Here is a 9,500-nt window from a genome sequence, read left to right on the forward strand (position 1 = left end):
AAGGTTGAAATGAATCGGATTTCTGTGTGAAGTTTTGAAGGTATATATCTTCAATTTAATATAGGGATATAGTTCAGTTGGTAGAACGTTGGTCTCCAAAACCAAATGTCGAGGGTTCGAGTCCTTCTGTCCCTGTAGTGAACACTGAAAAGTAGAAATGCTTTTCAGTGTTTTTTTGTCTGTAAAAGTAAATATTTGAAATAATGTGCAAGAATCTTCTGTGAGCAATAAGAATCTGTGTTTTCTGCCTTTTCAAAATGAGTAATTTAGTGTATGATAGTAAAAAACAACAGAGATAAAGGAGAAAACGGATGTACGACGAGGAAAACAAAAAAACGGAACCGTATCAATATGGGGAACCATATCAGTATGGACAGACACCGCCGCCACAGAATACAGGGAGCGTAAATGATCAATATACGCAGCAGTATCAGGATGCATACAGAAATGTTCCACCGCAGGAGCCGGCAGGATTTGCAATCGCATCTCTGGTACTTGGAATTATTTCTATCGTATTATCATGTACAATGATCAACATCGTTACTGGCATTTTGTCATTGATTTTTGGTATTGTTCATATAGCAAAACATCAGAGCCACAAAGGTATGGCGATCGCTGGTATTGTTTTAGGTATTATCTCCATTGTGATTACGATTATTCTGATCGTAGTGGGTGTTACAGTGATATCTACACCGGGCTGGGATACGATGCTGAATGAATTATAAGAAGTTTCGTTAAAACTGAATAGAGCGATGAAAAGAAAAAGACATTCTGTTGGAAAACGGAATGTCTTTTTTGGAGGGTATGTAAAAATAGTAGAACAAATGTCAAAGGACATTTGAAGTTTGCATTATAATTAATACTTTAGAAGAAATCGTAAAAGGTATCACATTACAATATTTATAAAAGCGAGTTTCTTTATGAGACTATGAAGAAAAGTCTGTAAATAAGAATCTTCTATGATAAGTAAGAGCGAATTGTTCATCTTGTGAGCTGTTCGCTCTTGTTTTATATATATCAGCTATAAATTTGCATGTCAAGAGCAGGCGAAAAATCCGCCTGTCTTAACCTGCCGTTAAATTCCTTATTCGGGCAAGCGACCCTCATACATAATACTTAATTCTCCATATACCTGTGCCCGGTTCCGAATCGTTGTAGTCCATTTTTTTCGTTGCTTCAAATGTAGCAAGGTATAAAGCCTTTAAAAGAGCTGTATCGCTCGGGAATACGCTTCTCTGACGGTTTAATTTACGGTAAGTAGAATTCAGTGATTCAATGGCATTGGTCGTGTAGATTACCTTTCTGACCGTCGCAGAGAACTTAAAAATGGGAGAAATTGCATCCCAGTTATTGGCAGAGAAACAGATCAGTTACAAATCCATTTTTGGAGCATATGTAATGCGTGCACAGTATGAACTGGCATCCTGGAATCAGGAGCAGAAATCCGAAGAGAAAGAAAATCAGCAGATGATCCAGGAGACAGTAGAGGATTATATCGAACAGGCGTAATTATGATAAAAATAAGTAAAAATCGTTTCAATCCTATGTAATAAGAAGCATTTTTGCTGAAACAAGGTTGACAACCGGTAAGCGAATACTTATAATTGCATTGTTAAAAAATGTTCAAAATGCAAAAACTATGATGAAGAGAGTACGCTGACTGGGAACATCGCAGAGAGCCGGGACGGTGGAAACCGGTATCAGTACCGTTCAGTGGAAAATCACTTCTGAGTTGCAGTTCTGAAACCTTTTATATGAGAGTAAGAGCTGACGGATTTTCCTCCGTTACAGGGAACTGGTATCCGGCGCATCTGCCGCGTACTTCGAACAGGTGGTTAAAACGATTTCTAAAAGCTTTCGTCCTTTTCGGGACGAAGGCTTTTTTGTTACAGAGAAAAAACTGTAATGTAAAAGCGTTCCTGGGAGAATCATAATACTATTTAAAACATGAAATGAGGAGAACAGAATGTACGAAAAAGTTTCAACGAATCTGAATTTTGTGGATCGTGAGAAAAAGACAGAAGAATTCTGGAAAGAAAACGACATTTTCCGCAAAAGTATGGAAAACCGCAAGGAAGGCGAGACTTATACTTTTTATGACGGACCGCCGACAGCAAATGGTAAACCACATATCGGACACGTGCTGACACGTGTTATCAAAGATATGATTCCGCGTTACCAGACCATGAAAGGAAAAATGGTTCCGAGAAAAGCCGGTTGGGATACCCACGGACTTCCGGTTGAGCTGGAAGTAGAGAAAATGCTTGGTCTGGATGGAAAAGAGCAGATCGAAGAGTATGGTCTGGACCCGTTTATCAAAAAATGTAAAGAGTCCGTATGGAAATACAAAGGTATGTGGGAAGATTTCTCAGGAACCGTTGGTTTCTGGGCTGATATGGATAACCCATATGTTACCTACGACAACAACTTTATTGAGTCCGAGTGGTGGGCATTGAAAAAAATCTGGGACAAAGGCCTGTTATACAAAGGTTTTAAAATCGTTCCTTACTGCCCGCGTTGTGGTACTCCGCTGTCTTCCCATGAGGTAGCACAGGGATACAAAGACGTCAAAGAACGTTCCGCAGTGGTTCGTTTCAAAGTAAAAGGCGAGGATGCATATTTCCTGGCATGGACCACAACACCGTGGACACTGCCGTCTAACGTGGCACTCTGTGTAAACCCGGCAGAGACTTATGTGAAAGTAAAAGCCGCTGACGGATATACTTATTATATGGCAGAGGCACTGCTTGATACGGTTCTTGGCAAACTTGCCGATGAAGAGGCAGGCACAAAAGCATACGAAGTACTTGAGACATACAAAGGAAAAGATCTGGAGTACAAAGAGTATGAGCCATTATTTGACTGTGCAGTAGATATCTGTGAGAAACAGCATAAAAAAGGCTACTATGTAACCTGTGCAGATTACGTAACACTGACCGATGGTACCGGTGTGGTTCACATTGCACCTGCATTTGGTGAGGACGATGCACAGGTAGGACGTAAGTACGACCTTCCGTTTGTTCAGTTAGTAAACGGCAAAGGTGAGATGACAAAAGAGACACCGTATGAAGGTGTATTTGTAAAAAAAGCAGATCCGATGGTATTAAAAGATCTGGAAGAAAAAGGTCTGCTCTTTGACGCACCGAAATTTGAGCATAGCTACCCACACTGCTGGAGATGTGATACTCCGCTGATCTACTATGCAAGAGAATCCTGGTTCATCAAAATGACAGCAGTCAAAGATGATCTGGTTCGCAACAACGCTACCGTAAACTGGATTCCGGAATCCATCGGAAAAGGACGTTTCGGTGACTGGCTGGAGAACATTCAGGACTGGGGTATTTCCCGTAACCGTTACTGGGGAACTCCGCTGAACGTATGGCAGTGTGAGTGTGGTCATATGGAATCCATCGGAAGCCGCGCAGAGCTGGCTGAGAAGAGCGGAGATCCGAAGGCTGCAGAAGTAGAACTTCACCGTCCGTATATCGATGCTGTAACCATCAAATGCCCGCACTGTGGTAAAGATATGCACCGTGTACCGGAAGTTATCGACTGCTGGTTTGATTCCGGAGCAATGCCGTTTGCACAGCATCATTATCCATTTGAAAATAAAGAAGTATTTGAGCAGCAGTTCCCGGCTCAGTTCATTTCAGAGGCCGTAGATCAGACCCGTGGATGGTTCTACTCCCTGATGGCAGAGTCCACACTGTTATTCAATAAAGCACCATATGAGAACGTTATCGTTCTGGGCCATGTTCAGGATGAAAACGGACAGAAGATGAGTAAATCCAAAGGAAATGCCGTTGATCCGTTTGACGCACTGCAGAAATATGGCGCAGATGCGATCCGCTGGTATTTCTACATCAACTCAGCACCGTGGCTGCCGAACCGTTTCCATGGAAAAGCAGTTATGGAAGGACAGCGTAAATTCATGGGTACTCTGTGGAATACTTACGCATTCTTCGTTCTGTATGCAAACATTGATGAGTTTGATGCGACAAAATACAAACTTGAGTATGATAAATTATCCGTTATGGATAAATGGCTGCTCTCCAAACTGAACTCTACCGTAAAAGCAGTAGATGACAACCTTGGAAATTACAGAATCCCGGAAGCTGCAAGAGCACTGCAGGATTTCGTAGATGATATGAGTAACTGGTATGTAAGAAGAAGCCGTGAGCGTTTCTGGGCAAAAGGCATGGAGCAGGATAAGATCAATGCGTATATGACACTGTATACTGCACTGGTAACCATCTGCAAGACTGCAGCTCCGATGATCCCGTTCATGACAGAAGATATTTACCAGAACCTGGTAAGAAGCATTGACAAAGATGCTCCGGAAAGTATCCATCTGTGTGACTTCCCGGTAGTTGATGAGGCAATGATCAATCCGGAACTTGAGAAAAACATGGAAGAGGTACTGAAGATCGTTGTACTTGGTCGTGCAGCAAGAAATGGTGCAAATATCAAAAACAGACAGCCAATCGGCGATATGTATGTAAAAGCACCGTTTGAAGTACCGGAATTCTTCGTTGAGATCATCGAAGATGAGCTGAATATCAAGAAAGTAAGCTTCATCGAGGATGTCAGCGCATATACAAATTACAGCTTCAAACCACAGCTTCGTACCGTTGGACCAAAATATGGTAAATTCCTTGGCAAGATCAAAGCCGCTCTGGAAAACATCGACGGGCATGCAGCAATGGCACAGCTGAAAAAAGAAGGTTCCATCACCTTATCTGAAGTGGACGAGAACATCGTTCTGACAGAAGAAGACTTACTGATTTCCGTAGCTCAGACAGAAGGCTTTGCTACCGAGACAGGAAATGACATCACTGTTGTACTGAATACAAAATTAACACCGGAACTGATTGAGGAAGGCTTTGTCCGTGAGATCATCAGTAAGGTACAGACAATGCGTAAAGAGGCAGGATTTGAGGTAATGGATAAGATCGTCCTTTCCTTCAAAGCAGAGAAAACAATCTGTGATGTATTTGCAGCACACAAGGAGCAGATCCAGAGTGAAGTACTTGCTGTAGAGATCAAAGAAGGCGCATTAGAAGGCTACCAGAAAGAGTGGAATATCAACGGTCACAAAGTTGAGTTAGGAGTGGAAAAACAGTAATGAAAAATATTTTATTTGACAAAAAAGAATTCATCAAATGCGTAAAAGAAAATGTAAAGACACTTTACCGCAAGACCATGGCAGAGGCTTCCGAGCAGGAAGTCTTCCAGGCGGTATCCTATGCGGTAAAAGATGTCATCATTGACAACTGGCTTGCTACTCAGCAGACCTTTGACAAGGAAGATCCGAAAATGGTTTATTATATGTCCATGGAGTTCCTGATGGGTCGTGCTCTTGGTAACAACCTGATTAACCTGACCGCATATCAGGAAGTAAAAGAAGCATTGGATGAACTTGGTTTTGATCTGAACACGATTGAGGATCAGGAGCCGGATCCGGCACTTGGAAATGGTGGTCTGGGTCGTCTGGCTGCATGCTTTATGGAATCTCTGGCAACACTGGGATATCCGGCATACGGCTGTGGAATCCGTTACCGCTATGGTATGTTCAAACAGAAAATCAAAGATGGTTATCAGGTAGAAGTGCCGGATAACTGGCTGAAAAACGGTTATCCGTTTGAGCTGCGCAGACCGGAGCATTCTTTTGAAGTCAAATTTGGCGGCTATGTACAGGCAGAGCCGGCTGAGAATGGACGTACAAAATTCATTCAGAAAAATTATCAGTCTGTACTGGCAGTTCCGTACGATATGCCGATCGTTGGTTACAACAACAACATGGTAAACACTCTGATGATCTGGGATGCTGAGCCGATGGAGTGCTTCGAGCTGGATTCCTTTGACAAAGGTGATTACAGAAAAGCCGTTGAGCAGGAAAACCTTGCAAGAAATCTGGTAGAGGTTCTGTACCCGAACGACAACCATATTCAGGGTAAAGAGCTGCGTCTGAAACAGCAGTATTTCTTCGTATCTGCGAGTGTGCAGCGTGCCGTAGCCCGTTATAAAAAATATCATCCGGATATCCATAAACTTTATGAAAAAGTAACGATCCAGATGAACGATACACATCCGACGGTAGCAGTTGCAGAGCTGATGAGAATTCTTCTGGATGACGAAGGTCTGACATGGGATGAGGCATGGGCAATCACAACAAAAACATGTGCATACACCAACCACACCATCATGGCAGAAGCTCTGGAGAAATGGCCAATCGAGATTTTCTCCCGCCTGCTTCCGCGTATTTACCAGATTGTTGAAGAAATCAACCGCAGATTCCTTCTGGAAGTAGAAGAAGAATATCCGGGAAATCAGTATAAAAAAGATAAAATGGCAATTATCCATGACGGACAGGTAAAAATGGCACATCTTGCAATCGTAGCAGGATACTCTGTCAACGGTGTTGCCCGTCTGCATACAGAAATCCTGAAAAATCAGGAACTGAAAGACTTCTACGAGTTATATCCGGAGAAATTCAATAACAAGACAAATGGTATCACACAGCGTCGTTTCCTGTATCATGGAAATCCGTTACTTGCTGAGTGGGTTACAAACAAGATCGGAAATGACTGGATCACAAACTTAAGTCATATGGAAAAACTTGCTGTATACGTAGATGATCCGAAAGCACAGCAGGAATTCATGCAGATCAAATACCAGAATAAACTGCGTCTGGCAAAATACATCCAGGAGCACAACGGTATCGAAGTAGATCCGCGTTCCATCTTTGATGTACAAGTAAAACGTCTGCATGAGTACAAACGTCAGCTGATGAACATTCTGCATGTCATGTATCTGTACAACAAGATTAAAGAGCATCCGGAGATGGAGTTCTATCCAAGAACATTTATCTTTGGTGCAAAAGCAGCTGCAGGTTACAAAAATGCAAAACTGACCATCAAACTGATTAACTCCGTAGCAGATGTGATCAACAACGATGCAAGCATTGACAACAAACTGAAAGTTGTATTTATTGAGGATTACAAAGTATCCAACGCTGAGTGGATTTTTGCAGCAGCTGATGTCAGCGAGCAGATTTCTACTGCAAGTAAAGAGGCATCCGGAACTGGTAACATGAAATTCATGTTAAACGGTGCTGCAACCATCGGTACTATGGACGGTGCAAACGTAGAGATGGCTGAGGAAGTCGGAAAAGAGAACATGTTTATCTTTGGTATGAGTTCTGACGAAGTTATCGCACATGAGCAGAACCGTGATTACAACCCGATGGATATCTTTAATCAGGATCAGGAGATCCGTCAGGTACTGATGCAGCTCATCAACGGATTCTATTCCGGAAACGATACAGAGCTGTTCCGTGATCTGTACAACTCACTGCTGAATACTCAGTGCACACAGTATGCTGATACTTACTTCTGCCTGAAAGACTTCCGTTCTTATGCAGAAGCTCAGGAGCGCGTAGAAAAAGCTTACAGAGATGAGAAAGGCTGGGCAAAACTTGTTATGCTGAATGTGGCTCATGTTGGAAAATTCTCTTCTGACAGAACCATTCAGGAGTACGTAGATGATATCTGGCATCTTGACAAAGTAAAAGTAACTGTAACAGAGCAGTAGAATCAAGTTGAGCGTAGGTGAAACTTGGCGCGTGATTCTGGTCAGTGTAAGCTGACACATTCCACTTAGAATCACTGTGCATCTTAAATAGGGAGGCTGTCTGCTGTACACAGAGTGCCCCACCCGATATAGGGATTGGGGTATTCCGTGAGGGCAGGCAGTTTTTTTGTGCCCCGAATCAGGTATGCTTTTGCTTTTTCTCCGTAGAGATAAGGATCGTTGCCACGCAAAATCCCCCATTCCATCAACAGTGCACAGCTTCCGGTGACAAAGGGAGCTGCCATGGAAGTACCGCTTTTTGACGTATAACCGCCGCCGGGTGCAGCAGAAATGATATTGACACCGGGCGCTGCCAGATCCGGTTTGATGCGGTGTTCCATTCGGGTAAAACCACGTCCGGAAAATGGTGCATAATTGTTGAATGCGGCATTATAAGCACCAACTGAAATGACTTTGGAAGCGGTAGAGGGAATCGTGAGGGTGGTGTCTTCCGTTGGATACAGAAAGCCGGTACCATTGCCGATCACGGATTGTCCCGGAAACCAGAGGTCATAGCCGCCGGCGGTGATACGGCGGGGATTCAGGGTTAGTTCCCAGAGACCTGCATCGATATAACTTCCACGGGGGATAAAATCCAGATAGATTTCCTGACTGGTGCTGTAAGGGCTTGGTTTTCCGTAATACACCAGAAGTTCGGTCGTTCCGACGGTAAAGCGATAGGTGCCAAGCCGCTCCTGAAATGGTCCGATGACGGTGCCGTTTGGATGCCGCAGAGTGATTTCGATTTCGTCAGAGTAGGATTTCCAGAGCTGAAGGTTTAGACCAGATTCGTAGTCGCTGACGGAAAAAGGAATGGAAGCAGGGGAAAATTGCCCCGAAGTAACAGTCGCAGGTGTTCTGGGAATATCCACTGCAGGTGCCCTGAAAGTATCTGAAACAGACGTTCTGGAATTATTTGTCAGAAAAGTTCCGGAAGTATGAATTCGGGAAGTACCTTCATTTCCGGTGCCGGTGATAATGCAGGATTTCCAGTAGGAAGACACATTATCAAGGTAAGTTTCCAACAGACTGGCACCATCATGGGAACCATAATTATTGCCGAAACTTAAGTTGACTGCCACGGGCATCTGTAACGTAAATGCTTTTTGTAGCACATAATCCACTGCACGCATTAATTCGGTAGTGCGGGGAAAACCATCTGGATCGGAAATGCCAAGTTTTACGATCAAAAGGGAACTCTGCGGAGCAACACCGCGGTATTGATCACCTGATGCACGTCCGTTTCCGGCGGCAATTCCGGCAACGTGTGTGCCGTGACCGGACAGATCCCGGCTTGGGACAAGTTGGTAACGTTCCTGGGATGAAGGAGCTTGCAGGGCTTCGTTGATTTCAGCTTGTGTGAAAATACGGTCCAGGCTCTGATCCCAAAGTTCGATGATCCGGGTGGTGCCGTCTGCGTTGCAGAAATCCGGATGTGCGTAGTCAATGCCAGAGTCGATGATGGCGATGAGGATGCCAGAGCCGAAGAGGTTGTTTCGTTCTGGATTTGGCTGCTGAGTGGTTTGCAAAGGGGTAATGCAGGAGGCTGACCGACCGGTGTTTACGGTAAAAAATAGCCGTTTTGGTTTTTCAATGTATTCGATTTCCGGGCGTTCCGATAAGGAATCCAACAGATTTGCAGGGACAGTCAGAATACCATAGCCGTTCAGTAATGGTCTGACCGTAATCTGCGGAAAAAGTTCCAGAAGGGTGTCAAAGCCACCGGAGGCTTTTGCAATGACTTCCCAGTTGCGGGAGATGTTATCATATCCAACATTTAGTTCTAAGGATTTTTCACGTTCTTCCGATGTGGCATCGAGAGCCAGATTCAGGAGATTTTCTAATTTTTCATTGTTCATGAGAGTGAA

Annotated in this window: 5 protein-coding genes, 1 tRNA gene and 1 pseudogene; 5 read left to right on the forward strand and 2 right to left on the reverse strand. The window is 43.8% G+C overall.

Annotated features, from left to right (window positions below; translation table 11 throughout):
* The first annotated feature begins 62 nt into the window (after positions 1–62).
* Positions 63–135 (forward strand) — tRNA-Trp (locus LG34_RS11945).
* A 176-nt stretch (positions 136–311) separates the two neighbouring features.
* Complete coding sequence (locus LG34_RS11950) at positions 312–725, forward strand: DUF4190 domain-containing protein (protein WP_109216269.1); 414 nt, start codon at positions 312–314, stop codon at positions 723–725.
* A gap of 359 nt (positions 726–1,084) precedes the next feature.
* Here the strand turns inward: LG34_RS11950 and LG34_RS17510 are convergent.
* A pseudogene (locus tag LG34_RS17510) lies at positions 1,085–1,349 on the reverse strand (transposase); the annotation flags it as partial.
* Here LG34_RS17510 and LG34_RS11960 point away from each other — a divergent pair.
* From LG34_RS11960 to LG34_RS11970, 3 genes are all read left to right on the forward strand, one after another.
* Complete coding sequence (locus LG34_RS11960) at positions 1,327–1,509, forward strand: hypothetical protein (protein ID WP_109216270.1); 183 nt, start codon at positions 1,327–1,329, stop codon at positions 1,507–1,509. The pseudogene LG34_RS17510 and the gene LG34_RS11960 overlap by 23 nt on opposite strands.
* Positions 1,510–1,966: 457 nt before the next feature.
* On the forward strand, positions 1,967–5,125 hold the full coding sequence (ileS, locus tag LG34_RS11965; protein WP_109216271.1) for an isoleucine--tRNA ligase: 3,159 nt from the start codon (positions 1,967–1,969) through the stop codon (positions 5,123–5,125).
* A complete protein-coding gene (locus LG34_RS11970; protein WP_109216272.1) occupies positions 5,125–7,593 on the forward strand; it encodes a glycogen/starch/alpha-glucan phosphorylase in 2,469 nt (822 codons plus the stop codon). Before ileS ends, LG34_RS11970 begins: the two co-directional genes overlap by 1 nt.
* An 83-nt stretch (positions 7,594–7,676) precedes the next feature.
* On the opposite strand, the gene LG34_RS11975 is transcribed toward LG34_RS11970, so the two are convergent.
* Positions 7,677–9,500, reverse strand: a 1,824-nt coding sequence (locus LG34_RS11975) for a S8 family peptidase (RefSeq protein WP_347486817.1), incomplete at its 5' end; no start/stop codon positions are given.

This window comes from Eubacterium ramulus, from assembly GCF_003122485.1.
Taxonomy (GTDB): Bacteria; Bacillota; Clostridia; order Lachnospirales; family Lachnospiraceae; genus Eubacterium_I; species Eubacterium_I ramulus_A.

Bases quoted from the DNA above. Each gene is read 5' to 3' on its own strand.
- LG34_RS11960 (WP_109216270.1), top strand. From the start codon at position 1,327: ATGGGAGAAATTGCATCCCAGTTATTGGCAGAGAAACAGATCAGTTAC.
- ileS (WP_109216271.1), top strand. From the start codon at position 1,967: ATGTACGAAAAAGTTTCAACGAATCTGAATTTTGTGGATCGTGAGAAA.
- LG34_RS11970 (WP_109216272.1), top strand. From the start codon at position 5,125: ATGAAAAATATTTTATTTGACAAAAAAGAATTCATCAAATGCGTAAAA.
- LG34_RS11950 (WP_109216269.1), top strand. From the start codon at position 312: ATGTACGACGAGGAAAACAAAAAAACGGAACCGTATCAATATGGGGAA.